This is a genomic window from Paenarthrobacter sp. R1, from assembly GCF_030264015.1.
Classification (GTDB): domain Bacteria; phylum Actinomycetota; class Actinomycetes; order Actinomycetales; family Micrococcaceae; genus Arthrobacter; species Arthrobacter ureafaciens.
This window is the reverse complement of record NZ_CP127115.1, coordinates 1,456,424-1,480,646: the sequence shown is the minus strand read 5'-3', so window position 1 is coordinate 1,480,646 and position 24,223 is coordinate 1,456,424. Positions and strand designations below refer to the sequence as shown.

Genomic DNA, 24,223 nt, shown 5'->3' with positions numbered 1-24,223 from the left:
ATGCTGCGTTCGGAGCTGTTGAGGTTTTTCAGTGGCTATTCTTTTGTGGGCGTACTAGGTTTCAGCATCCTTATTCCGTGGTTCGTCAGCAACTTCCTCGGCTGGCCGAGCACCGCTGGTGGCCTGACCGTCGTTGAGAACGCCCGGATCTTCTGGGCTTTGGCGGCAACCATGGCGATAGTGAGTGTCTTCGCGGGTAGCTACGTAGTGTCACGGGAGGCCTATTACGGAACACTCAAGCGCAGTGTGGTGATGTGCGGCCTGACCCGGCTGGTGCTGATCAAGTACGCTGCTGCCGTTGCTGTGGCACTGATCGTTGCGTTGGCGGGGACTGGACTGTGGGCAGCGAGCCTGATGCTGTGGTCCATACCCGAAGCCCGGGCAGGAGTGCTGGTTCCCGATGCCTGGCGGTTTCTTCCGGGCGTCCTGCTTGCCTCGGTACTCGGTGGGGTATGGGGTTGTTCGCTTGGCTGGATCATCCGTCACTACTACGCCACCACGGTAGCGGCGATGTTGGTCCCGTTAGCCGTGGAATTACCCCTGCTGGCAAATTCCACCGAGGTGGCCCGCTGGCTTCCTTCCGGTGCCTTGGCCGGGATCAGCTCGGTGCCGTTCGAGGGCTTATTGCCGCCCATTCAAGCGTCCTTGGTCTTCCTGGCGTGGATTGCCCTTTCGGGCGTTGGCGCGGTGTTGGTACTCGGCCGGAAGGAGCTCTGAGTGTTTCCTCTGGGATCCGTCTTGTCCGCTGAGCTCAGCAGACCCTGGCTGTGGCGGGGCGCGGGTATCGCTGCCCTCATTGCGGTGGGCCTGATTGCCATACCCATCGTTTCCAGCCTGGCACATGAGGTACGTGTCGGTCAGCTGGGTGCTGCCCTTCTGGGACCGGCGCTGTCGGTGATGCTCACGGTCGGGGCGGTGCTGGGATCCTTCGCCTTTACGGCTGATTTCCGTCACGGTTCCTTGCACCGGAGGGTCCTCCTGTTCAGCCGAGCACCGATTTTTGCATCCCGGGCAGCTTCCACATTTCTTGCATCGATGCTCGCGGGCGGCACAGTAGGAACAGTGCTGGTGCTCATCATGCTCCTGCTCGGCGGACACCCAACCAGCTTCTTTGCGGCCGGGGCGTTTGCGGGCGTCGCTGCTGTGGGTTCCATGTGGGGCTTTGCCGTCGGATCCCTTGTCCGTGATCATCTGGTGGCATTCTTCGTGGTCCCGTTGACTCTTGCCCTCCCCGAGTTCCTTGCTGGTGCGGGAATAACCACCGGATTCTTCTTCCCGGTGCTGACATCGGAGTGGTCCACCAGCGTTGCAGAAGGACGCATCAACTCCATGCCGCTCCTGGGGTCGCTGTGCTGGCTGGTGCTGTTGCTCGGCTCCGCCGGGGCCGTTTTCTCCCACCGCGACCTTCGCTAGACCCCATCTGCCGCTGGACCTAAGCCGCGAAAGGAACGAACCATGAATCACACATCACTCGTATGGCTCATGCTGGCCCTACTCTTGGGCGCTTATGCCGTGTACGCCCTTTTCTCCAATCAAAGCGGCTCGGTGTGGCCGTTACTGACGGGGGTCATCTGCTCTCTGGGCGCTCTTGGAGCACTATGGCGTTCACGGGAGGAAGCCAGAGCGGACCGTGAATAGGCCTGCCCTGGCTTCCCGGGTTTCAACCTGTAGGACTACTTGGACTTCGGGCCCTTCCCGTGGCCATTCGACGGCTGGTCACCGGACGAAACCACCATGGCCGATCCACCACCCCGCCGCTCCGGCTCCGCCACGGCAACGAGCTTGCCGTCTTCACGGAACTCGATGGCCGTGGCAGCACCAATCTCGGCTGCGGATGTGAAGGCGTCTCCGGCCGGGACCAGTTCGTGGCCAAGGGCGGTGAGCTGGGATCCGTAACTCTGTATGAATGCCGGTTCGGCTGTCACCGTTGCCGTGTTTCGTTGGGCTGCCCGGGGAGCTGCCAGGGCTTCCGAAATGTCCATGCCCAAATCGACCCGGTTCAATATCGTCTGAAGCACGGTGGTGATGATCGTTGAACCACCCGGCGAACCGAGGGCCAGGAACGGCTTGCCCTCAGCCAGGATGATGGTGGGCGACATCGATGACCGTGGCCGCTTGCCTGGTTCAATGCGGTTCGGGTCCTCGGGGTCGTAGACCGTGCTGAAGTCCGTCAACTCGTTGTTCAGCAGGAATCCCCGGCCCGGAACAACAATGCCCGATCCTCCTGTTTGCTCGATTGTCAGCGTGTACTCCACCACGTTGCCCCACTTGTCAGCGACCGTCAGGTTGGTGGTGGAGATGTTCTCGGTGTCCGTCTCATCAGCGAGCGGCGCAGCGGAAGCCGGGCACGCGCCGTCGTAATTCTCTACGTCCCCGGGTTTTACAGGCTTTGTTGCCGCCGCCGTCGGGTTGATCAGGCAAGAGCGTTCCTTGCCGAAGGCCGGGTCCAGCAGGGCGTCCGTTGGAACATCAACGAACGCTGGATCACCCACGTAGGCACCACGGTCGGCGAACGCCAAGGCGCTCGCCTCAAAGTAATGGTGCAGCGCATCCGTGGGCTGCATCTCGCTGAGATTGAACGGCTCAAGAATGTTCAGCGCCTCGCCGACTGTGGTGCCACCGCTGCTTGACGGTGCCATGCCGTAGACGTCGTAACCCCGGTACTTCATGTGCGTCGGGTCCTGGTTCAGGACTTTGTAGTCGGCCAGGTCCTGGGTAGTCATGAAACCAACAGGCACAGGCAGGGTGGGTTCCCCTACCTTGGGCGGCGCCTGGACCGTGGCAGCGATTTCCTCAGCCAGCGGGCCGTTATAGAACGCGCTTGTCCCCTCCTTGGCAAGCAGGCGGTATGTTGCCGCCAGCTCGGGGTTCTTGAAGATACTTCCGACGGCGGGAGACTCACCGCCGGGGAGGAAGAGTTGCTGTGTGGAGGTGAAGTTGCTGAACCGTGCCTTGTTGTCCTCGGTCTGCTGACGGAAAGTCTCATCCACCACGAAGCCACGGTTGGCGACCTTGATGGCCGGTTTCAGGGCCTCGTCCAGGCCCAAGGTTCCCCACCGTTCCAAAGCGCGTTCCCATGTAGCCGCAGTACCTGGGACGCCAACAGAGACGCCGCTGGTGACCAGATCCGGCGTGAATTTGTAGGGCTCGCCGGTAGCAGGATTGATGAACGCATCATGGGGCATTGCCGCAGGTGCCGTTTCGCGGCCGTCTATGGTTCCGACTTCACCGGTCTTGGCGTCGTAGTAGACGAAGTAGCCGCCACCGCCGATGCCGGCGCTGTAGGGCTCAGTTACGCCGAGGGTGGCAGCAGCAGCGACCGCTGCGTCGGCCGCGTTGCCGCCCCGCTTCAATACTTCGATGGCCGCTGCGGATGCCTCCGGATCCACCGTGCTGACGGCGCCGCCGTAGCCCGTGGCCGTGGGGTTCTTTTCGGTCTGCCGGGGGTCCGCGAAAGCCGGACTGGCCACTGCTGCGCTGCTTACACTAAGTGCCAACGCGGCAATGGCCGCGGCAAACTGACGTCTCTTAAGTCTCATGGTGTCTCCCAGAAATTACCCAGAGTTTGTTGAGGGTTGGCGGTCCGGCCACCCTACTCCGGGGCTTCGGGAGGGACAACGGTTGACTCCCGGCTGGTCAGGGGCTAAGTGAGGGGCCCTTTCCAGAACCCGGAAAGCCCGCTGGCCAAGCTTTTTCCTTGTTCAAAGCCTGCCACCGCTGCGGCCGGACGGAGGGAGAAATCCATGGCGTTGGCACCGAACAGATGTTCCGACTCAACGGCGGGGAGAATCGTCTCCACTTGGTTGCCGCCGGCTCGCAGAACCTCGATGTGGGAGGCGAGGTCCTGCTTCCACGCTTCAGGAGTCCGGGTTCGACCACCGAAAGGCGACAGGACCAGCACTCTCCTGAAACCAGCCGCAAGGTCCGCATTTTCAGCGTTGGAGCGGTAGCCGCCGTCGATATAGTCTGCGCTGCCGATCCTGTATGCGAAGCCGCTGGCGCAACTGGCTGCGACGGCGTCAACCAGGTCCACCCCGCTGTTGTTGCCGAAGCCGACAGGTTCGCCGGTGCCTGCATCAACGGCTGTGATGAGGATTTGCTGTTGCGGCCATTCCTGCCGGGGAAGTCTGGCCGCTACCGTTGCGCGCCATCGTTCCTGTGTGGAAGGGGCCAACGCGGCTTGCAGTTCGAGCGCCGCAGCGCCCATCCGGCGTCGCATGTCTGCAGGATCCGCGGAAGAGGCGATGATCCGGGCAGTCCGTTCCATGTGGTCAGATACGTCCCTGCCCTTGGCGGGCGCGGGACGGAGATTGGCGGGCGCGGGACGGGGATCGGCAGGCGCCGACGTCCGGCTGGTGGGAGCTTGAACGGTTGCGGCATACAACTCAGCGATAGGAGCGCCACTGATTTGGGCGGCAGCGGTTGAGCCGGCCGATGTGCCGATGGTGAGGTCGGCGTTGGTGACATCGAGGCCCGCGTCCGCCAGACCGGCGATGACGCCGATCAACCAGGCATTGCCGGTGGAACCTCCGCCACCGAGCACCAAGGCCCGGGCACGCGTGATGTCTTGGGAAAGCGTTGTGTTCATGGGAGAGTCCTTCACGAAAGAGGATTGGCGCTCCCGGTGGCGACTACTTGCGTCGCGGAATCGTGGGCTGCGGGGGAGCGCCCATTGCGGATACTGCGTACATGGGTCTCACCTCCTGCTTGGTTCTCACGATCATGGGAATGCTAGCACTGCCGGGCTGGGAGCGGGGAGTGGGCGTGGGACGCGAACATCACATCGAGCCGACAGTGCACAAATATATTCCGCGCGGGGAAGTATTTTGTATACACAAAAGACTTCCCCTCGCGGTAGTCTTCTGTCTATGGTGTCGACCTATCTCACAACCGCAGAAGTCGCTGAACGTCTTCACGTGAGCCAGCGGCAGGTGCGCAATATGGTGAGCCAAGGTCATCTGAAGACGCTGCGGGGTGGTGGATTACTACTCATCAGCAGTGATTCGTTGAACCGGGCTCTTCATAGACCGCGGGGGACCGGTCGAGCATGGAGCTCCAAGACAGCCTGGGCGGCAATAGCGCTCCTGAGCGGTGAGGCGGCGCCATGGTTGAATCCCCACGAGCGCTACCGCTTGCGAACATCGTTGCAGGGCCGCAGCGTCGAGGATGTCATGGTTGCGGCCCGGAAACGGGCAACGGTCAGAACGTTTCGGGCGACGACGGAAGCTGTTGGGAAGTTGCAGGAACACGTGCTGCCTACAGGCGGAGCGGCAATGCGGGCAGCCGGTATGGGGGCTGTGTTCGGTCTCGCCGGTGGCGACGGTTTTTTGGACGGTTACGTTCCGGTGGGTACGGCAGACGAAATGACCGCGGCGTTCCACATGGAGGAATCAGAGGACGGCAATGTCACGCTACGGGAGATCGACTTTGAAGAGGGACTCCGCAACGGAGTTCCTGTAGCTGCCATTGCCCTGGATTTGGCTGAGTCAATGGCAACACGGGAGCAGTCAGCCGGTAGGAGAGTCCTGCGGAAACTCTTGGAAGACTACGCAATCCGTGGCTGGCCGCCTTCACGCAGATGTACCTCAACAGGGTTTCCTGCGGACAGTACCAAACTAACCGCTGCCAACCTCGCCCGCTAAACCACCAGCCGCAGCGGCCGCTGCCCTGCCTGCACTGTGATTTCCTGCCCCCATGAGGCGATCAGGCGGTCATCTTCCATGCCGTCGCCGAACACCACCAGTTGGTCCGATGCGACGGTGATGCGGAGGACTTCGCCGGCTTGCAGGAGGCCTTCAGTGAGGGAAGCTCCCGTAACGGGCGACGGCCAGGCTTCGCGGACAAACCACGCAAGCGTCGGGTCAGTCGGTGCGGGCAGGGCCCTGCCGCCGCGTTCCAGTGCGATTGAGGCGCACCAGCCGGTGGCTCCGGTGCCGGTGGAGACGATCAATCCCGATGAGGACTGCCGCTCGGTTTGACCACCGGAACTTGTAAAACTTGGCGCCGTCAACTGGTACCTGGCGGACTGGTGGGAGGTGTGCCCCACGAAAATCTCGTTGAGCGCCGAAAGCTGCTGCCCGTCGTCGAGCGTTGCCGTCACGGTGGTGAGGTCCAGGCAGCGCAGGCGGTTCGGGTCGCCGGCGCGGATCATGGCCGCTGCCGCCGCGGGCGTGTGCCGCACCAGGACGCCGGGATTGGCTCCAGGCTCCGGATCCACGCCGATGACCGGTTGCCCGGAAAGGTACTTGGCGGCATTGGCCACCAGACCGTCCTGGCCCACGGCCACGATGATGTCCTCTGCTGTCAGGAGGAAACGGCTGAGGTCGGCCCGCTCCACTTCGGCTTGCCGCCATTCGGCCGGGACCGCTCCCCGCACGGTGGCGAGGGCTGCGGTGAGGTGGTCGTGGCGCTGCTGAACTTCTTCGAGGCTTCGGCCACGGGTCCGGAGGAAGAACTCAGCCTGTCCGCGGGTCGAGTGGCGGTCCAGGAGTTCCTGGAGTTCGGTACGCCTGTGGACGATGACGATGCGTGGAGTTGCCATGGTCTGATCCTTACTTGGCGGCCGGTGCCGGCGCTTGTCCGTTCTGATCCTTGAACAGTCCGGCCAGGGCTCCGCTGAGGAGGTCCGGGGTGATGGTCAAGTTGCCGATGTTTGGCAGCGAACCGGCTGCGTCCCGCAGGGCGAGGGCAAGCAGCGTGGACTGTTCCATGCCCCGGTAGACCTCCATGGTGGCAGCTTCACGTGCGGCAGCTGCTTCACCCACCAGCCGGATCTGGTTGGCTTCGGCCGCAGCGCCGATGCCCTTGCGCTCGGCCGAACCCTGGGCCTCGATGAGGCCGGCTGCGGCCTTTTCCTCCGCTGCCCGACGGGCGTTAACGCCCTCCTGCGCCACGAGGTTCTCGCGCCGAACGGCCAGTTCGATTTGGCTGGCCATCTCGTTTTCGGAGATGGTGCGTTCACGTTCGACGGCGACCGCGCGCCTTTCGTAGACAGCCCGGTCCGCTTCGGCTTGCAGCTGCTCGCGGACCGGCGTCTGCAAGGCACGTTCGACGTCGGACTCGGGCCGGACTGCCAGGACCTGCACCCCGAGGATTTCGATGCCGGTGGATTGCAGCCGGGCGTCTGCGCGGAGGGCTTCGGTGAGCACTATCCGCAGCTGGCTGACGCCGCGTTCCAAGGCTTCGGCCAAGGTGGTGGCGGCAATCTGGTCGATCGCGTGGCTCTGGCAGAGCTGCCCGATGATGGTGGAGACCTGCTCGCGTCCCGTTGCCGGCGCGGACCCCGGTGTTTGCAGGCCAAAGTCGAGCCGAGTCGACACCGCCACAGGATCCACGAACCGGTAGGTGACGTTGGCCTGCACTGTGACGTCCTGGTGGTCCCGGGTGATGGCGTGGAAGAGGGTGGGGAGTTCCTGGTCGTCCACCGGCACTTCGCTGAGCACGGAATTCACGGGCCGGAACCAGAACGCCTGGCCCACTCCTTGGTGCTTCACCGCGCCCTTTTGCAGGTGCACGACGTAGCCGGTGGGGCTGCCGAGGAAGTGGCTGATCCAGGGGTATCGCTTGATGGTTGCCATGATGCTCCTTGATTTGAAGAGTTATCGTCTATCTGACGATAACCACACTCTAGGGCGCTGGAACTATTAATGTCAACATGACGATAAATGCCGTAGGATTGCCGCATGACACAAGCTGTTCCAGCACCCGCGAGCTTCCCCGTCGCGGTGGACATCGTTGCCCTTACCGTCCGCGGCGGTGAGCTCTGCGTCCTCCTCATCACCCGCCTCATCGAGCCCTTCCGCGGGCGGCTCGCCCTCCCCGGTGGTTTCGTCCTGCCCGGCGAGGACCTCGTGGAAGCAGCGATCCGCGAACTGGGCGAGGAAACCGGCGTCGAACGTTTGCCAGGCTATTTGGAGCAGTTGGCGAGCTACGGCCCCAAGGGTCGTGACCCCCGTGGCGACGTCCTCACCGTGGCGCACCTTCTGCTGGCGCCCGACTTTCCCGTCCTGTCCGCCGGCAGCGACGCCGAGCAAGCGGCGTGGTATCCGGTGGAACGCGTGGCCAATGGCGAGGTGGATTTGGCCTTCGACCACGCGCAGATCCTGGAAGATGCCGTGGAGCGGGCCAGGGCCAAGTTGGAGTACTCGCCTTTGGGCGCCGCGTTCTGCGGCGAAGAGTTCACCATCGCCCAATTGCGCGCTGTCTACGAGGCCGTTTGGGGGACCCGCCTGGACCCGCGAAACTTCCATCGCAAGGCCACCGGCACGCCCGGCTTCCTTGAGGACACAGGGCGCATGACCGCGGGCGATGCGGGCAGGCCGGCGGCACTCTTCAGGCTCGCGGAGGAGGCGCGTTCGACGGCGGGGCACCCCACCCGGGCGGTGCTGAACCCGCCGTTGATGCGCCCGAGGGTGTAGGCGGGGAAACGCATTGACAGGGTGATCCGCCTCGAAAAATGTTCGGCATCAAATCACTTCGCCAAAACACAAAGCGTGCTTATTATGAAGCTGTGCACGTGCTTCCCGTAGTGGTTGCTCTGTTTGAACCATAGCCATTATGGGTAGGTACGGAATAAGGAGAACATTCTCCGTTGGTGCCCGTTGGTATGGGGTGGGACTTCATTTGGGGTCCCGGCGGATGCCTTCCTAACTGGACAGAAATTTGTTTGAAGGGATGCGTAGCTACATGAACACACTATTGATCATCGCCGGAGTCATTGCGATCATCCTGCTGCTGGTGGGTGGATTCAACCAGGCCCTTAGTTTCCTGCTGTGGGTAGGAATTATCCTTCTTGTTCTTGCCCTCATTGGATGGGTTTTGGGACGGGGGCGGTCGCGCGTATGACCTCGGACCCAGTGGAATCTGGGGGCCTTAGCCACATCCATGACGGAGTAACAACCCCTGGCCATCCGATCCCGCGGGATCTCGGAACACCCCTCGCCAGCGCGCAAGTGCCGGCGGACGGTGGGGCCGGGGGAGATCCGGACGACGCTGCCGACGCCGGAGCGAACAAGTCTGCGACTCCGCCGGGACCGGCTGAGGAAAAAGATGCAAAGACTGCGGACGACCGCAGCTTAACTACTGAACCTAATCCGACGGATTGATCGGGGCTTCGAAGCCGTGGGTGGATAATCGCCCACGGCTTCGCCCATAATCCGCCCGGTTCCGGGTTTATCCATTCTTTTGATTGAGGTGGAAAATGCGTATCGGATCAATTCTCGGGCTGATCGTAGTGGTGTGGTTGGTCATCGGTGCAATAGCTGCGGGGCAGCGGGGATATTACAACGCGCCACCGGCGCAGTGCTCACAGTTCGCCACGATCGCCCTCAACATTGTTGCCGGACCGCTGAATTACACGGGGCTTGATCCGCAAGGTGGATGCGAGGTGCCGCAGCCGTCGTGAGCTGCTTGTGGAAGCATGCTTTCAAGGTGCTCCTGACATTCGCGTTGCTGGTCGGAGTCGTTTCCAGTTGCTCGGAAAGCCCCTCGACGCAGGCCCTTGAGGGGCCAATGAAAGACGCCTCCGCTGCTGCCAGGACAACGGCCATGGCCGTGGAGTTGCGACTCAAGGGCCACACGACGGCGGCGGCCGGCTCAACTGCGGCTGACGACATGCTGAAGCAAGTCGACTCGGCTACCAAGGACGTCCAAGGCACGTCTGCCAGTAACGGAGATGACCAGGACCTCCGGGATGACGTTCTTGCCGCTTTCGCAACAATTTCCCGTGCGTTGATCCACGCCCGTGATGCCCTGGCGGCGCCGCAAGGCGGCCCGGAAGAGGGCAGGATCGGAAGCGACCCATCCCACTTGATGCCCGTGCTCGATGAATTGCACAGGGCCTCGGACCAGCTCGACGCCCTCATGACCAAGGCCGGCATACAGTGAAACGGCTCCTCGGTGTTGCACTCGGCATCCTGACAGCGATCGGGGGCTTCGTCGACATCGGGGATTTGGTCACCAATGCCGTGGTGGGCTCGCGCTTTGGGCTCTCGCTGGCGTGGGTGGTGCTTGTGGGAGTAGTAGGAATCTGCCTCTTTGCCAACATGTCCGGCCGGGTCGCTGCGGTGTCGGGAAGGGCCACATTCGAAGTGATCCGGGAACGGATGGGAGCCCGCGCCGGGCTGGCGAACCTCGGTGCTTCCTTCCTCATCAACCTCATGACGGTCACTGCCGAAATAGGCGGCATTGCCCTGGCCCTGCAATTGGCAAGCGGCGTTGCCTATCTCTTGTGGGTTCCCGTGGCTTTGCTGGCTGTGTGGCTGGTGATCTGGTGGGTGAAGTTCAAGATCATGGAGAACGTGACGGGCCTGGTGGGCCTCTCACTGGTGGTCTTCGCAGTGGCTTTATTCCTCCTCAAGCCGGACTGGGGTGCCTTGGCATCGCAGATCTTTACCCCCTCTGTTTCCCACGAAGAGAAGGCCGGAACGTACTGGTACTACGCCATTGCCCTCTTCGGTGCGGCCATGACCCCGTATGAGGTTTTCTTCTTCTCTTCGGGTGCCGTGGAAGAAAAGTGGAAGGTGAAAGACCTGGCGCAATCGCGGCTTAATGTCCTGCTGGGCTTCCCGCTTGGCGGTTTCCTTTCGCTCGCAATCGCCGGGTGCGCCGCCGTCGTTCTTCTCCCCGCCGGCATCAGCGTAACGACGCTGTCGCAGGTGGCTGTGCCGGTAGCGCAAGCGGGCGGGCAAATCGCTTTGGCCGTCCTGATTGTGGGCATCGTGGCGGCAACGTTCGGAGCGGCATTGGAGACGACACTTTCCAGCGGCTACACCTTGGCGCAGTACTTCGGCTGGTCGTGGGGGAAGTTCCGGCGTCCGGCGCAAGCAGCCCGGTTCCACATGTCCATGATCGTGGTGCTGCTGGCGGGAGTGGCGGTGCTGATGACAGGGGTCGATCCGATCCTGGTGACGGAATACTCGGTGGTCTTCTCGGCCATTGCCCTCCCGCTGACGTACCTGCCCATCCTGATCGTGGCAAATGACCCCCAGTACATGGGCGAACACGTCAATAAGCGGCCGGTGAATATTGCCGGAATGGTCTATCTGGTCATCATCCTGGTGGCGTCGATTGCGGCGATTCCCCTCATGATTGCCACGGGAGCGGGGGCGTAATGGCAAAGAACCGAGGGCTGGATACGAGCCGTTTGAAGCCGCCGCCCGTTCCCGCCGGGCTGGTCCTTGACGCCCGGCTGCACCTGCTGGACCGCCAGGTTCTGGACGTCGACGACGTACCCGTCACCACTGTGGACGACATTGAGTTGAGCGGCCCCGAACCGGACCAGCCGATCCCGCCGGGTACCGACCCGCCGCATATCACTGCGCTGCTGACAGGGCCGGTGCTGGGTACGCGGATCTTTGGCGGCAGGCCGCCGTCGAGCCGGCTGATCCGTATCCCGTGGGATGTTGTGTCAGGCGTGGGGACCGTCATCTCCGTGGGGGTCCGCTCGGATTCCCTGGACGCATCGTGGGTGGAGCGCTGGCTGCGGAACCACGTCATTGGCCGCATTCCGGGAGGCCGCCATGATCCTGACTGACATGCTGGGAATTGACGTGCTGGACAGCAGCGGAAAACGGCTCGGCGAGGTGTCGGACGTCCGTTTCGCGCTGGATGCTGCTCCCGGCCCGCTGCTGAGCAAGGCGCGCTTGGTGGGCATTATTGTCAGTCCCCGCACGGCGTCGTCGTTCCTGGGATTCGAGCGGCAGAACCTCACCCAGCCTTGGCCCATAGCCCAACTGCTCCGGTGGCGGCACCGCGGTTCGTTCCTGGTGCTGTGGGAGGACATTGCGCTGATGGGGCCGAAGTCAGTGCGGCTGCGGTCCGACTTCACCCCGTACGAATCCGGCCTGACACGGTAGCCGATGACGCAAAGAAGTAATAAGTTTACTGACTAAGACCTTCCGGCATGGACAAACAGCTAAGTATGCTTATAAATTCGAAGTGTTCCATTAACCGTTGGAAAGGACAGGTCTCATGGACAGTCAGAACGCCACACCTGAAGAAGAAGTAGGCGGCTACGGCACCCCGACGGCAGAGCAGGAAGCTGGCGGAGGACAGGCCCAGCCCCGTGTAGAAGAAGACCTGAGCGACGCCGGTTTGAGCCAGGACAGCCCCGACGGCGAGACCTACGCAACCGGCGCCCCGAACCTCAGCCACTTGGATCCGGAAGATTCGGACAGCTCCGGCGAACCGGGCGCAGGCCGTTTCGGCGGGACAGATGAGCAGTCCCTCCAGGAACAGAACCTGCAACCCGACGCAGAGGACCTGCCGGACGGCAGCGGCACCGACCTTCCCCAGGAGCAGGCGCCGAACGACGACGACCAAGAAGACTTCAACGCAGGCTAAGCCCCGGACGCACAAGGCACGCGACCACGAGGCACGCGACCGCAAGGCACCCCGCATTCGACGGAAAAGAAGGAGCAAAATCCATGGCTACCGTCAACAAATCAATTGAAGTAGATGTCCCTGTTTCCGTGGCCTACAACCAGTGGACCCAGTTTGAGAGCTTCCCGGAGTTCATGAACGGTGTGGAAGCCGTGCGGCAGATCGATGACACGGCACTGCACTTCTCCACCAATGTGGGAGGCGTGAAGCGCGACTACAACGCCCAGATCATTGACCAGGTTCCGGACTCCCTGGTGAGCTGGGCCAGCGTGGACGGCCCCCGCAACGGCGGCTCGGTGACCTTCGAACCGCTCGACGCCGGCAGGACCCGCGTCAACGTGGAAATCGTGTGGGAACCGGACACGCTCGCCGAAAAGGCAGGGTCAGCCGTTGGAGCCGACAGTCTGCGCGTTGGCGCGGACCTGGACAAATTCAAGAAGTTCATCGAAGCCCAAGGGCACGAAACCGGTGGTTGGCGTGGCACCATCTCCGGCGGGGATGTAGATGAAGCCGGAGGACCGCTGGTCTGATGCAGCGCGGTGAAGGCCGGCCGGCGATCCGGCCGGCCTTCACCGTTGCGGGCAACATCTACGGCAGCAGGAGGTATTTGGACCATGGCCAAGTCCACTGTGGAAGTGGAGCGGAAGTACGACGTCGAACCGTCAACGCCGCTGCCCGACCTGACAGCCATCGACGGCGTCTCCAGGGTAGGCGAACCGGTGACGCACCGGCTTGAGGCCGTCTATTTCGACACCAAAGACCTCGCCCTCGCCTCCTACGGGATAACGCTCCGCCGTCGTACCGGAGGACCCGACGCCGGATGGCACCTTAAGCTGCCCAAGGGACCCGGGCGGCGCACGGAAATACATGCTGCGTTGGGCCGGCCGGAGATCGTCCCGGATGACATCCTGGCCAGGGTCCTTGCCTACACCCGTGGCCATGCCGTGGCACCCGTGGCCACTTTGAACACCAGCCGCACCAGCATCGGCCTGTACGCGGAAGACGGCAGGGCGATTGCCGAGTTCGTCGATGACCACGTCGAGGCCGAGGTGTCTTTCAACGATTCCACCGCCCGCACGTGGCGTGAGTGGGAACTGGAGCTGAACCACAATCCGGGCGACGACGCCGCGGCAGCACTTTTTGAAGCTGCCGCCGGGATACTTACGAATACCGGCGCGCGCCCCAGCCAACGCACGTCCAAACTCGCAACAGCGCTGGCCGGATACCTGCCCCGTACCAAGGGGAGTGGCCGCGAGGTCCCCGAGCGTAAGGGACCGGCCGTTGTGCCCGTCCTCAACTACCTTGACCAGCAAGTGGCCAGGATGCTCCGGCGGGATGCCCAGGTCAGGATGAACGCCGATGATTCCGTCCACCAGCTGCGGTCCGTCACCCGGCGGATCCGGTCAATCCTCCACAGCTACCGCAAGTTCTTCAAAGCCGGCCCGGTGGACGAGTTGGAAGCGGGCTTGAAATCGCTCGCCCGGACCCTGGGCCGGTACAGGGACGCCGAGGTGCTCCATCGGCGGCTGCGGGAATCGCTGGATGAATTGCCGGGAAGGCTTGTGCTGGGCCCCTTGGCGGCAGAGCTGGATGAACGCATGAAGGTTCGCAAGGACACTGCCCTGACGGCCATTCGATCCCGGCTGGACAGTCCTGGATACTTCCGGCTGCTGGACCAATTGGAGGCCTTCGTCGAGGAGCCTCCGGTCGCGCCCGAGGTCATGCCCGGTGCAGGCAAGGCAACGGCCAAGCGCGTCAATAAGGCTGCCAAACGCCTCGCCGAACGCCACGACGCTGCCGTTGCCGCCGCCGTCGGGCCTTCCCGTGACAAGGCCTTCCACGAAGTCCGGAAGGCAGCCAAGAAGTTGCGCTTTGCGGCTGCGGCGGCAGAAAGCATCCACGGCAAGCAGGCATCGAAGATCGCTGACATGGCCCACCGGATTCAGACCATCTTGGGTGAACACCAGGACAGTGCCGTAGCCCGGGCTGAACTGTTGAAGCTCGGCTCCGCTCCCGGCATGGGCAACGCCGCATTTACCTACGGAGTTCTCCACGCCAGGGAACGGACGGCAGCGGACGCGGTCCAGCAGGAGTATCTCCGGCTGGGAAAGAAAGTCCGCAAACTCAGGATCACTTAGGAAATAGCCCTCAAGAAAAGGTTCTTGAGGGCTATTTACCTACTTTTTGAGGAACGCCAGAAGGGCTTCGTTGATTTCTGCTCCGTGCGTCCACAGGAAACCGTGCGGCGCCCCCTCGATTTCCACGTATTCGGCACTGGGAAGTGCATCCTTGAATCGGCGGCCGGTGACATCGATGGGCAGGATATTGTCCGCAGTGCCGTGAACGATCAAAGCGGGGACATCGATTGTGGGGATATCCGCGCGGAAATCAGTGAGCCACGTGGGCTGTGCGGCAACTGATGCGAATGCACCCGAATTTGCTGCCAGGTTCCAGCTCGCATCGACCAATTCCTGGCTGAGGCGGTCGGTGCCCAGGAAGGTGTCGCTGTTGTAGAAGTTCTTGAAGAAATCCGTGAAGAAGGCGTAGCGATCAGCCTCGACGGCCTGGGCGAGGCCATCGAAGACATCCTGCGGGACGCCATCCGGATTGTCGTCGGTCTTCAAGAGGAACGGTTCCAGGGAGCCGAGGAACACAGCCTTGGCCACGCGGCCTGAACCGTAGGTGCTGATGTAGCGGGCAACCTCGCCGGTTCCCATGGAGAACCCCACCAGCACGGCGTCGTTGAGGTCGAGGGTTTCCAGGACCGCTTTGAGGTCAGCTGCGAAGGTGTCGTAGTCGTAGCCGACCGTGGGCTTGCTGGACTTCCCGAAGCCGCGGCGGTCATAGGTGATCACCCTGTAGCCGGCGTCAAGGAGGGCCGCTGTCTGCTTCTCCCACGAGGATCCGTCCAAGGGATAGCCGTGGATCAGCACCACAGGCTGCCCCGCCCCGTGGTCCTCGTAGTAGAGCTCAATCTCAGTGCTGTTTTCGTTTCCGACGGTGATGTAAGCCAAAACTTCGGTCCCTTCATAGCGGTTCTGGGGTGGAACGCTTCCAGCCTACTGAATACCCCCTAGTTGCCCCCAGCAACCAGACGTAAACTGGCCTTCGGTTTACCCCCGGACGCTGGAGATCCCATGCTGTGGAAGGTCCTTGTTCGTTTCCTCCGGCCGCACCAGCGGCTGCTGGTCGCCGTCGTCGTTTTCCAGCTGGCGCAGTCCATCGCCTCGCTGTACCTGCCCACGCTCAACGCCGACATCATCGACCAAGGCGTCGCCACAGGCGACACCGGATACATCCTGACCATGGGCGCGGTCATGCTGCTGATTACCCTGCTGCAGATCGCCTGCGCCGTGATTGCGGTGTACTTCGGCGCGAAGGCGGCAATGAGCCTGGGCCGCGACCTCCGGGATGCGATCTTCGGCAGGGTGGGGGAGTTCTCGGAGCAAGAGGTCAGCCGCTTTGGCGCGGCGTCCCTCATCACCCGCTCCACCAACGACGTCCAGCAGGTCCAGCAGTTGGTCCTCATGTCCTGCACCCTGATGGTCGCGGCGCCGATGCTGAGTATCGGCGGGGTGATCATGGCGGTTCGGCAAGATGCGCAACTGTCGTGGTTGATCGCCGTGGCGGTGCCGGTGCTGCTGGTTTGCGTAGGGCTGATCGTGACCCGGATGGTTCCGCTGTTCCGCAAAATGCAGGTCCGGATCGACGCCGTGAACAGGGTGCTCCGTGAGCAACTGACCGGTATCCGCGTGGTGCGGGCCTTCGTGCGGGAGGACATGGAATCGCTGCGGTTCGGCAAAGCGAACGACGACGTCACGGACGTTGCGCTGCGGGCCGGCCGGCTGATGGCGCTCATGTTCCCTGTGGTCATGCTGGTCATGAACATTTCCAGTGTGGCGGTGATCTGGTTCGGGTCGTTCCGGATCGAGGACGGCTCCATGCAGGTGGGCACTCTGATTGCGTTCCTGAGCTACCTTATGCAAATCCTCATGTCCGTCATGATGGCCACGTTCATGGCCGTGATGATCCCGCGTGCTTCCGTCTCAGCCGACCGCATCGGCGAGGTGCTGGGGACCGACTCAAGCGTCCAGCCGCCGTCGAACCCTGTGTCCCTCACCGGCCGCCGCAGGGGCGAGCTGGAAATGCGCGACGTCGGATTCGCCTACCCGGGTGCCGAACAGCCCGTCCTCAGCGGGGTGTCCTTCACCGCCCGGGCCGGCCAGACCACGGCGATCATCGGCAGCACCGGGGCAGGCAAGACCACCCTCGTGAACCTCATGCCGCGACTCTTCGACGCCACCTCGGGATCCGTCCGGATGGACGGCGTGGACGTCCGGGAACTGCAACCCGACCACCTGTGGGGGCACATCGGGTTGGTGCCGCAAAAGCCCTACCTGTTCTCCGGAACCGTCCGCAGCAACCTGCTTTACGGCAAACCGGACGCCACCGACGACGAACTGTGGCAGGCCCTCGCCGTCGCCCAAGCCCGCGACTTTGTTGAGGAAATGGACGGCGGGCTGGACGCGCCGATCTCCCAGGGCGGGACCAACGTATCCGGCGGTCAGCGGCAACGGCTCGCCATCGCCCGGGCACTGGTCAAACAGCCAGAACTCTACATCTTTGACGATTCGTTCTCGTCCCTGGATACGGCAACGGACGCCAGGCTGCGCCGCGCCCTCAAACAGCACACCCAGGGCGCCACGCTGGTGATCATCGCCCAGCGCGTGTCCAGCATCGCGGATGCTGACCGGATACTAGTGCTCGACGACGGCAGGATCGTTGGGCAGGGAACGCACGATGAGTTGTTGGAGACTTCCGAAACGTACCGGGAAATCGTGGCCTCCCAACTCGCAGCGGAGGAGGCGGCATGAGTACAGCTGTCCGCGGTCCGCAGCGTCCCCCGATGGGGCCGGGCAGGGGCGGGCCGTTCGCCGGCATGAACGTCCCGGCCGAGAAGGCGTCCAACTTCGGCGCCTCCGCCAAGCGCCTGCTGGGAACCCTGCATCCCGAACGGGTCTGGCTTGCCCTGGTCCTGATGTTCGCCGTTGTCAGCGTGGCCCTGAACGTCATTGGCCCACGGCTGCTTGGCGAAGGCACCAACCTGATCTTTGCCGGCGTCGTCTCCAAGGAACTGCCCGCCGGCGTTTCCAAAGAAGCCGTGATCGCAGGGCTACGCGCCGCCGGCGAGAACACTAAGGCCGACATGCTCAGCGCCATGCCCCTGACACCCGGCGTCGGCATCGACTTCGGCGCGCTGTCCTCGGTACTGCTCTGGACGCTCGTGCTGTATGTCCTGGCCGCGGCGTTCGGTTGGATCCAGGCGTACATCCTCAACGGCGTCGTCCAAAGGACCGTCTACCGGCTGCGCGAACGGATCGAAGCGAAAATCCACAGGCTGCCGCTGAAGTACTTCGACAAAATCCAGCGCGGCGAGCTCCTCAGCCGGGTGACCAACGACGTCGACAACATCTCCCAAAGCCTCCAACAATCCATCAGCCAAGTAGTCTCCTCCCTGCTGACCGTGCTGGGGGTGCTGGTGATGATGTTCATCCTTTCCCCGCTGCTGGCGCTGATTGCCCTCATCACTATTCCCCTGACCCTCGGGATTACTGTGTTGATCGCCAAGCGTTCCCAAAAGCTCTTCGTGGCCCAGTGGAAGAACACCGGCGAACTCAACGGCCACATTGAGGAGACCTACACCGGACACGCTTTGGTGAAGGTGTTCGGCCGGCAGGACGAGGTACAGCAGAAGTTCCGGGACAAGAATTCCGAGCTCTTCCAGGCAAGTTTCGGTGCCCAGTTCGTCAGCGGTCTGATCATGCCCGCCATGACGTTCATTGGAAACCTCGTCTACGTGGCCATTGCCGTGGTGGGTGGCCTGCAGGTGGCCTCCGGCGGAATGCAGCTCGGCGACGTCCAGGCATTCATCCAATACTCGCGGCAATTCACCATGCCGCTCGCGCAGCTCGGGTCCATGGCGAACATGCTGCAATCCGGTGTGGCCTCAGCCGAACGCGTTTTCGAATTGCTCGATGAAGAGGAAGAATCGCCCGAGCCTCTTGGTTCTGCTTCCGGTCCGGGACGGGGCCGGCTCGTGTTCGAGAACGTCTCCTTCAGCTACTCGCCGGACAAGCCTCTCATCACCGGGCTCAACCTGGTGGCCGAGCCGGGGCAAAGCATCGCCATTGTTGGGCCTACAGGTGCGGGCAAGACAACATTGGTGAACCTCATGATGCGCTTCTACGAGCTCGACGGCGGCAGGATTACCCTGGACGGCGTGGACATCTCCACCATGTCCCGGCAGGAACTGCGCTCGCGGATGGGCATGGTGCTGCAGGATACGTGGCTGTTCGGCGGGACAATCCGGGACAACATTGCCTATGGCCGGCCCGATGCTTCGGAAGCATCGATCGTGGAGGCTGCGCAGGCCACCTATGTTGACCGCTTTGTGCGCTCGCTGCCCGAGGGGTACAACACCCTGTTGGACGATGAGGGCAGCAACGTCTCGGCAGGGGAGAAGCAGTTGCTCACCATCGCCCGGGCCTTCCTGTCACGCCCTTCAGTGCTGATCCTGGATGAGGCAACAAGTTCCGTGGACACCCGTACCGAGGTGTTGGTCCAGAAGGCCATGAATGCCCTGCGCTCGGACCGCACCAGCTTTGTCATCGCGCACAGGCTCTCCACGATCCGGGACGCCGACCTCATCCTGGTCATGGAGTCCGGGCAGATCGTGGAGCAGGGGACCCACTCGGAGCTTCTTTCCGCCGGTGGCGCATACTCCCGCCTCTACGAAGCCCAGTTCGCGGCGCCGGCAGCGGAGGTGTGAGGCGCAGATTCCTGGCTAGGGCAGCCGGGCCGGCCGCAGCACGGAAGCTTCCCCGGCGCGGGCCGGGTTCAGGGGGACAGGGCTGACCAGGGTGGCGGGCCCACGGTGGAGGAACCCGCCGGAGATCACTTGGCACCTTACTCCGCCCCTTCCGCGCATGGCTTTGTGGGCGCCGGGAGCCAACATCTGGTCCATCCACGCGCAGGGGTGGGCGGGGCGGCCGGCTCTCAAACGGACGGAATCCTTGCCCGACTCGAGGACAAATTCGTGGCCCAGCAGGGGTGCCAGCTCGGCGCCGCGGATCACCACATTCCGCCGGGTCAGCAGGGGATCAAACGGGCCGGAATCGAGTTCCGCAGCAATAGCCTCGAGCGCCTCGACCGCGAACACAGTCTTTGCCAAAGAAACGGTCTCCAACAACGCCCTTGCCTGCAACAAGCTCCGCAGTCGGTGCATCGGTGGTCGGAACATCTGCGGCGCCCTCCCGTGCCCTGCCAAAGTAGGCATGCGCGGGCGACACCAAAAGGTGAAGCACGTCGACGTCGTACCTGTACTCAGCGGTCATCCCTTAACGCTAGCCGCCGCGCAGACCCTTCCGGCCGCTGCACCGATAAAGTGTCACGGTGAACTTTGCTGCGGCCCCTGACGGAACCGAACTGGCGTGGACGGAGTCCGGCGGCGGGGAGCCATTGCTGTTGATCGCCGGTCAGGCGACGGCCATGGACGGTTGGGGCCCGACGGCGGACCTGCTGTCCCGCTCTTACCGCGTGATCCGCTTCGATCACCGTGGGGTTGGCCGCAGCGGGCAAGGGCAAGCTGATCGCTATTCCACCCGTTTGCTCGCCGCCGATGCGGTTGCTGTACTGGACGCCGCCGGGGTGGAGACTGCGCACGTATATGGGCACTCCATGGGTGGCCGGATAGGGCAGTGGCTCGCCATCGACTTCCCTGAGCGGGTGAGGACGTTGATCCTGGCTGCGAGCAGTGGAGGACGATCAACGGATCCGGGGATGCGGGCGGACGCGGCGGCCATGGCGGCCCTGGTGAGTGGCGACCTGGCACGGCTGGCCCCTTTGTTCTTCGACGCGGAGTGGGCTGCGGACCACCCCGAAGCTGTACAAACGTTCTTCACGTCCAGGGCCTCGGCCTGGGCAAAGTCGCGTCACTTCAGGGCCAGCCGTGAGCATGACGCGTGGTCGGAGCTGGGTTCCATCCTGGCTCCGACGTTGATTCTCCACGGGACGGAGGACCCGTTGACGCCGCTGCCGAACGCCGTTGCGCTCCGGCGACACGTCCGGGCTTCAGTGCTGGTCCGCGTCCCGGGGGCAGGGCACGGCCTCCACCTGGACCACCCCGAAACCGTTGACTGGATCCAGGAGTTCACAACAAGGAAGAGCCGATAGCAGGAAGGCGTTTCGTTTATTTCGTTTAGCGACTAAGCTTGCTTGGGTACCTGCCCAACCTAGGAGGACGCGCGATGACCGTTGAGCCGGCAACTCCGGCGTATCCGCACGGAAGCGATGCTGAGCTGGCCCGTGACGCATTGAAGGTCCTGCGGAGGGCCGTGGGCTCGCACACTGACCCGCGCCAGCCGGTTGAGATGACAGTGGCTGACGGTGGGCACCTGGAGATGCCCGGACCTGCAGCCGAACTGATGATTCGAATTCTGGGAAAGATGGCGGCCGGGCAAGGAGTCACCGTCATCCCGATGAATGCCGAACTGACGACTCAGCAAGCTGCGGATCTGCTCAACGTATCGCGTCCCTATTTGGTCCGGTTACTGGAATCAGGTCAGATCGAGTTCCGTAAGGTAGGCACACACCGCCGCGTGATGGCGGAGTCACTCTACGATTACAAACGCCGGGCTTTGGTGGCCCAGAAGGACGCTGCGGACGAGTTATCGGCGCTGGGACAGGAAATGGGGCTCATTTAGGTGGTCTTCACGGTCGTCTACGATGCCAATGTCCTTTACCCAAGCGCATTACGGGACCTCTTGGTGCGAGTAGCGCAGAGTGGCTTGGTGCAGGCCCGCTGGACGGAAGTCATCCTGGACGAGACTTTTCGAAACCTTAAAGCCAATAGACCTGACCTTGACGGTTCCAAGCTGGACCGCACGCGAAAACTGATGTGTGATGCCGTTCCGGACTGCCTTGTAACCAACTACGAACCACTGGAACAGATGTTTGCAGCGTCTCCGGATGCAGGCGATGCCCATGTGATGGCTGCGGCAATGAAGGCGCAAGCCCAGGTCATCGTCACGAAGAATTTGAAGCACTTCCCAGTCGGGCTCCTGGAACCCTGGGGCATTGAGGCCAAGCACCCGGACGATTTCCTCATGGATCAGTTCTATTTGGACGCTGTGGAACTACACGTCGCGGTGCGGAATATGTCCGAAGCTTTCCGGAACCCTCCGTTGGACGTCAATGATGTTTTGAGACGGCTTGAGATCGAGGGCCTACCGCAGATTCCGGCGGCGTTGAGACGCTGATCAAGCATTGAGGTGCGCAACCAGGGCATCCACAATGGGCAGCTGACCCTTGACCAGCTTGGTGCGTGCTGTTGCCTCGTCGATCCATTGGGCGTCGTCGATCTCGGGGAACTCCTTGATGGAACCGGAGCCTTTGGGCCATTCCATGGGGAAGGTGTTGCTCACCACTTCCTCCGGCTGGAAAGCCGGGGCCTCCGCAGCGAAGGCTGTGATGAGTTTGCCGGAGGGTTGCCGGAAGATACCCAGCAGGTGGTACTCCGCGTCCGGCGGGGGTGACCCGATCTCCTCCGTGAACTCGCGCCGGGCAGCAACCAACGGGTCTTCGTCGTCTGCGAATTCACCCTTCGGGATGGACCAGGCGTGCTGGTCCTTGCGGGCCCAGAAAGGGCCGCCCATGTGGGCAATCCAGAGTTCCAAGCCATTCTCCGCGGACCGCCTGTAAAGCAGGATCCCTGCGCTTCGGATACTGATGCGTCCTCCCTGGACAAGCTGTGCCTCGAAGTCCAAGGCTACTCCACGGCTTGGTCACCGGCCGGGCGCAAAACCGGCGACGTCGTAGGGAAACTTGCAGGGTGTTTGGCACGTTTCCAGCGAACTCGCGGAGCAACAAAAAAGCGGACGACGCCGGTGGGTACCGGAGTCGTCCGCTTTCTGGTGTGTCTGGACTGCTTAGCGGTTAAGGCTGACCGTGAAGGTCTTGGGTCCGCTGAGGGTCACGGAGATACCGCAGTTCTCCGCAGCGGCGCGGGGGGTGAGATCCCGGATTGCGGCTTCGATGGTGTGGTCGATTGCCGAGTTATCCCAGATTTTAAGCGAGATGGAGTCAGTATGTGTCGTCATTGTCAGTACTTTCACTCAGGCTTTTAACAGCCCCAAGCCTCTTCGCCCGGGGCCGCATCCTCGTCGGTGAGGATCGCTGATTCAGCTTGTTGGGAACGCGTTCCCTCATTCATGGTTCATGGTGGCTGCCCTGAATGACAAGCAAATCCGCCCAAGTGTGACCGATTACACGTTGCTCTTTACTCTGTGTAACCGGTGCTCCCGCTCCGTTCCCGCCAGCGCTCCACCTCGGCCCGCGTTGCTTCTTCAACGGCGTCGTAGGCATACAGGGCGTCCGCTCCCAACAACAGGAAGGCGGGCGTCTCTTCGGCTTCAACGGCGTCGATGATTACCTGCGCAGCCTTGTCCGGGTCGCCTGGCTGGGTACCGTGAACGGTGTCGTTTTCCTTGCGGCGCTTTCCGGCGGTATCAGCATAGTCATCGATGGCCTCCGCGGACTGCGTCAGGGAACGCCCGGCAAAGTCCGTGCGGAATCCGCCCGGCTCCACCGCTGTGACCGAGATTCCCAGCGGCGCCAGCTCCTTCTGCATTGACCCCGAGATGCCTTCCAGCGCGGCCTTGGATGCGGCGTAGTAACCGGAACCGGGAGGGCAAATCCGGGCGCCGATGGAGGAGATGTTCACAATGGCCCCGGACCGCCGTGCACGCATGCCGGGAAGCACCGCTTTGATCATGGATACGGGGCCGAACACGTTGGTGTCGAAAAGGGCCCTGACATCCTCCCCATCGCCCTCTTCGACGGCCGCACGGTAACCGTATCCGGCGTTATTGACCAGCACATCAACGCCGCCGAACCGGTCCTCCGCCTTCTTCACGGCATTGGCAACCTGGGTGGCGTCGGTGACATCGAGCCCCACGGCGAGGGCCGTCGTCGGGAATCCAGTGGTGAGGTCCTGCAGGGTTGCGGTGTCACGTGCGGTGACCACCGCGTTGTGGCCCTTCTCGAGCACGGCTTTCGCCAAGGCCCGGCCGAGGCCTGTTGAGCAACCGGTAATAAGCCAGGTAGTCATGAGGTTCCTTTGAAGTCGTGACGAAGAGATGCCGCCCCGGGCGATGGCCGGGGCGGCATTCCACGTGCTGCTAGTGCTGTCCGAGTGCTCCGCCGAGGGGCGGCACGGCACCCGGGCCTTTCCTGCCTTCGGGGCCTGTGGCGTCCTCGCTGGTGTCGCCGTCCAGTACGCCTGCCCCTGATTCGTCGTCGTCCGTGCGTTCGGCTTCGCTGCGCGTATCGCTCTCAGCCGTGCCGTCGGAATCGCCGTCGAGGTCGTCCGCCAGTCCGTTGGTTTGGTCGAACGGATGGGTGATTGGGTTCAGAGTGTCTTCGCTTGCGGTGGTGCGTTCCGTATCCTTCTCGGTCACAGTGTCCTCCTGGCTCGCTCGGAATTTGTCAGCATACTTACGATATCCGGATTCCCGGATGCGGACCAGAGGCAATGCCGGATCGCCTTCAGGGTGAATGCCAACAAAAGTGAACATCAAGAATCGAAAACTCCCAGTAATTTCCAGTCAAAGCCTTGACCAGGATGTGGAGCGCTGTAAACATAGACGGCGGAAAGCGTTTTCACTTCACATCTACGTAGCAGTTGATGTCGCTATGAGCGCTGAGAACGGCATCATGTGCGACCCGGCTGCGTGCGCATCCTCGGATCACGCCACTCATGGAAAGGGATAACCCGGCATAAAAG

At 62.7% G+C, this 24,223-nt stretch carries 28 protein-coding genes and 2 pseudogenes; 20 read left to right on the top strand and 10 right to left on the bottom strand.

The window, feature by feature from the left end:
* From QN084_RS07150 to QN084_RS07140, 3 genes are read left to right on the top strand one after another with little or no spacing between them, the layout of a single operon-like run.
* Complete coding sequence (locus tag QN084_RS07150) at positions 1-717, top strand: hypothetical protein (protein ID WP_285751427.1); 717 nt, start codon at positions 1-3, stop codon at positions 715-717.
* Positions 718-1,413 carry a hypothetical protein gene (locus QN084_RS07145; protein WP_069696139.1) on the top strand — a complete coding sequence of 232 codons (696 nt, stop codon included), beginning with the start codon at positions 718-720 and terminating at the stop codon, positions 1,411-1,413. It abuts the gene before it with no gap.
* A gap of 42 nt (positions 1,414-1,455) precedes the next feature.
* On the top strand, positions 1,456-1,638 hold the full coding sequence (locus QN084_RS07140) for a hypothetical protein (protein ID WP_139126873.1): 183 nt from the start codon (positions 1,456-1,458) through the stop codon (positions 1,636-1,638).
* A gap of 35 nt (positions 1,639-1,673) precedes the next feature.
* On the opposite strand, the gene ggt is transcribed toward QN084_RS07140, so the two are convergent.
* Both ggt and QN084_RS07130 read right to left on the bottom strand, forming a co-directional pair.
* A complete protein-coding gene (gene ggt / locus QN084_RS07135; protein ID WP_069696138.1) occupies positions 1,674-3,539 on the bottom strand; it encodes a gamma-glutamyltransferase in 1,866 nt (621 codons plus the stop codon).
* Between the two features lie 104 nt (positions 3,540-3,643).
* Entirely contained in the window at positions 3,644-4,588 is a 945-nt protein-coding gene (locus QN084_RS07130) for a patatin-like phospholipase family protein (protein WP_021473482.1), read from the bottom strand.
* On the opposite strand from QN084_RS07130, the pseudogene QN084_RS24020 reads away from it, so the two are divergent.
* Positions 4,494-4,964: pseudogene (locus QN084_RS24020) on the top strand (helix-turn-helix domain-containing protein); the annotation flags it as partial. The gene QN084_RS07130 and the pseudogene QN084_RS24020 sit on opposite strands and share 95 nt — an antisense overlap.
* A gap of 144 nt (positions 4,965-5,108) precedes the next feature.
* Positions 5,109-5,642, top strand: a complete 534-nt coding sequence (locus QN084_RS07125) for a hypothetical protein (RefSeq protein ID WP_259362696.1) — start codon at positions 5,109-5,111, stop codon at positions 5,640-5,642.
* Here the strand turns inward: QN084_RS07125 and QN084_RS07120 are convergent.
* Together QN084_RS07120 and QN084_RS07115 are read right to left on the bottom strand one after the other, a co-directional pair.
* Entirely contained in the window at positions 5,639-6,541 is a 903-nt protein-coding gene (locus QN084_RS07120; protein WP_069696845.1) for a diacylglycerol kinase catalytic domain-containing protein, read from the bottom strand. The two genes, QN084_RS07125 and QN084_RS07120, sit on opposite strands and share 4 nt — an antisense overlap.
* Before the next feature lie 10 nt (positions 6,542-6,551).
* Positions 6,552-7,577: an SPFH domain-containing protein gene (locus QN084_RS07115; RefSeq protein ID WP_062097980.1), complete on the bottom strand. Its 1,026-nt coding sequence runs from the start codon at positions 7,575-7,577 to the stop codon at positions 6,552-6,554.
* 105 nt (positions 7,578-7,682) lie between these two features.
* Here QN084_RS07115 and QN084_RS07110 point away from each other — a divergent pair, with 105 nt between their 5' ends.
* The 10 genes from QN084_RS07110 (at position 7,683) to QN084_RS07065 (ending at position 14,519) form a co-directional block, all read left to right on the top strand.
* A complete protein-coding gene (locus QN084_RS07110) occupies positions 7,683-8,417 on the top strand; it encodes an NUDIX hydrolase (RefSeq protein WP_069696135.1) in 735 nt (244 codons plus the stop codon).
* Between the two features lie 268 nt (positions 8,418-8,685).
* Positions 8,686-8,844, top strand: a complete 159-nt coding sequence (locus QN084_RS07105; protein WP_017200690.1) for a hypothetical protein — start codon at positions 8,686-8,688, stop codon at positions 8,842-8,844.
* Between the two features lie 355 nt (positions 8,845-9,199).
* Positions 9,200-9,403: a hypothetical protein gene (locus tag QN084_RS07100; RefSeq protein ID WP_021473476.1), complete on the top strand. Its 204-nt coding sequence runs from the start codon at positions 9,200-9,202 to the stop codon at positions 9,401-9,403.
* A 26-nt stretch (positions 9,404-9,429) separates the two neighbouring features.
* Entirely contained in the window at positions 9,430-9,885 is a 456-nt protein-coding gene (locus tag QN084_RS07095) for a hypothetical protein (RefSeq protein WP_139126872.1), read from the top strand.
* Positions 9,882-11,111, top strand: coding sequence for an Nramp family divalent metal transporter (locus tag QN084_RS07090; protein WP_069696133.1), 1,230 nt, complete (start codon positions 9,882-9,884; stop codon positions 11,109-11,111). Before QN084_RS07095 ends, QN084_RS07090 begins: the two co-directional genes overlap by 4 nt.
* Positions 11,111-11,533 (top strand): hypothetical protein, encoded by a 423-nt coding sequence (locus tag QN084_RS07085; RefSeq protein WP_031216841.1) that lies wholly within the window; start codon positions 11,111-11,113, stop codon positions 11,531-11,533. Before QN084_RS07090 ends, QN084_RS07085 begins: the two co-directional genes overlap by 1 nt.
* The gene (locus QN084_RS07080; RefSeq protein ID WP_021473472.1) at positions 11,520-11,855 is read left to right on the top strand and encodes a PRC-barrel domain-containing protein; all 336 of its coding nucleotides are present in this window, start codon (positions 11,520-11,522) and stop codon (positions 11,853-11,855) included. Before QN084_RS07085 ends, QN084_RS07080 begins: the two co-directional genes overlap by 14 nt.
* A gap of 115 nt (positions 11,856-11,970) precedes the next feature.
* Entirely contained in the window at positions 11,971-12,342 is a 372-nt protein-coding gene (locus QN084_RS07075; protein WP_069696132.1) for a hypothetical protein, read from the top strand.
* A gap of 83 nt (positions 12,343-12,425) precedes the next feature.
* A complete protein-coding gene (locus tag QN084_RS07070; protein ID WP_069696131.1) occupies positions 12,426-12,911 on the top strand; it encodes an SRPBCC family protein in 486 nt (161 codons plus the stop codon).
* A gap of 84 nt (positions 12,912-12,995) precedes the next feature.
* Positions 12,996-14,519 (top strand): CYTH and CHAD domain-containing protein, encoded by a 1,524-nt coding sequence (locus QN084_RS07065; protein WP_069696130.1) that lies wholly within the window; start codon positions 12,996-12,998, stop codon positions 14,517-14,519.
* A gap of 39 nt (positions 14,520-14,558) precedes the next feature.
* Here the strand turns inward: QN084_RS07065 and QN084_RS07060 are convergent, their stop codons facing one another.
* Entirely contained in the window at positions 14,559-15,395 is an 837-nt protein-coding gene (locus tag QN084_RS07060; protein ID WP_069696129.1) for an alpha/beta fold hydrolase, read from the bottom strand.
* Between the two features lie 123 nt (positions 15,396-15,518).
* Here QN084_RS07060 and QN084_RS07055 point away from each other — a divergent pair, with 123 nt between their 5' ends.
* Positions 15,519-17,255 carry an ABC transporter ATP-binding protein gene (locus tag QN084_RS07055; RefSeq protein WP_069696128.1) on the top strand — a complete coding sequence of 579 codons (1,737 nt, stop codon included), beginning with the start codon at positions 15,519-15,521 and terminating at the stop codon, positions 17,253-17,255.
* On the top strand, positions 17,252-19,210 hold the full coding sequence (locus QN084_RS07050; RefSeq protein ID WP_069696127.1) for an ABC transporter ATP-binding protein: 1,959 nt from the start codon (positions 17,252-17,254) through the stop codon (positions 19,208-19,210). Before QN084_RS07055 ends, QN084_RS07050 begins: the two co-directional genes overlap by 4 nt.
* A 15-nt stretch (positions 19,211-19,225) precedes the next feature.
* On the opposite strand, the pseudogene QN084_RS07045 reads toward QN084_RS07050, so the two are convergent.
* Positions 19,226-19,775 (bottom strand): annotated as a pseudogene (locus QN084_RS07045) (MOSC domain-containing protein).
* 58 nt (positions 19,776-19,833) lie between these two features.
* On the opposite strand from QN084_RS07045, the gene QN084_RS07040 reads away from it, so the two are divergent.
* The 3 genes from QN084_RS07040 to QN084_RS07030 all read left to right on the top strand — a co-directional run bounded on the left by QN084_RS07040 (position 19,834) and on the right by QN084_RS07030 (position 21,698).
* Complete coding sequence (locus QN084_RS07040; RefSeq protein WP_069696126.1) at positions 19,834-20,613, top strand: alpha/beta fold hydrolase; 780 nt, start codon at positions 19,834-19,836, stop codon at positions 20,611-20,613.
* Positions 20,614-20,687: 74 nt separating this feature from the next.
* Positions 20,688-21,143 (top strand): excisionase family DNA-binding protein, encoded by a 456-nt coding sequence (locus tag QN084_RS07035; RefSeq protein WP_021473463.1) that lies wholly within the window; start codon positions 20,688-20,690, stop codon positions 21,141-21,143.
* Entirely contained in the window at positions 21,144-21,698 is a 555-nt protein-coding gene (locus tag QN084_RS07030; protein ID WP_062097960.1) for a PIN domain-containing protein, read from the top strand.
* Here QN084_RS07030 and QN084_RS07025 read toward each other — a convergent pair whose 3' ends face one another.
* The 4 genes from QN084_RS07025 to QN084_RS07010 form a co-directional block, all read right to left on the bottom strand.
* A complete protein-coding gene (locus QN084_RS07025; RefSeq protein WP_031216838.1) occupies positions 21,699-22,169 on the bottom strand; it encodes an NUDIX hydrolase in 471 nt (156 codons plus the stop codon). It lies immediately after the preceding gene.
* A gap of 198 nt (positions 22,170-22,367) precedes the next feature.
* Positions 22,368-22,538, bottom strand: coding sequence for a hypothetical protein (locus tag QN084_RS07020; RefSeq protein ID WP_021473460.1), 171 nt, complete (start codon positions 22,536-22,538; stop codon positions 22,368-22,370).
* A gap of 179 nt (positions 22,539-22,717) precedes the next feature.
* Positions 22,718-23,548: an oxidoreductase gene (locus QN084_RS07015; protein WP_069696125.1), complete on the bottom strand. Its 831-nt coding sequence runs from the start codon at positions 23,546-23,548 to the stop codon at positions 22,718-22,720.
* Positions 23,549-23,618: 70 nt separating this feature from the next.
* A complete protein-coding gene (locus QN084_RS07010; RefSeq protein ID WP_062097958.1) occupies positions 23,619-23,897 on the bottom strand; it encodes a hypothetical protein in 279 nt (92 codons plus the stop codon).
* Between the last annotated feature and the right edge of the window lie 326 nt (positions 23,898-24,223).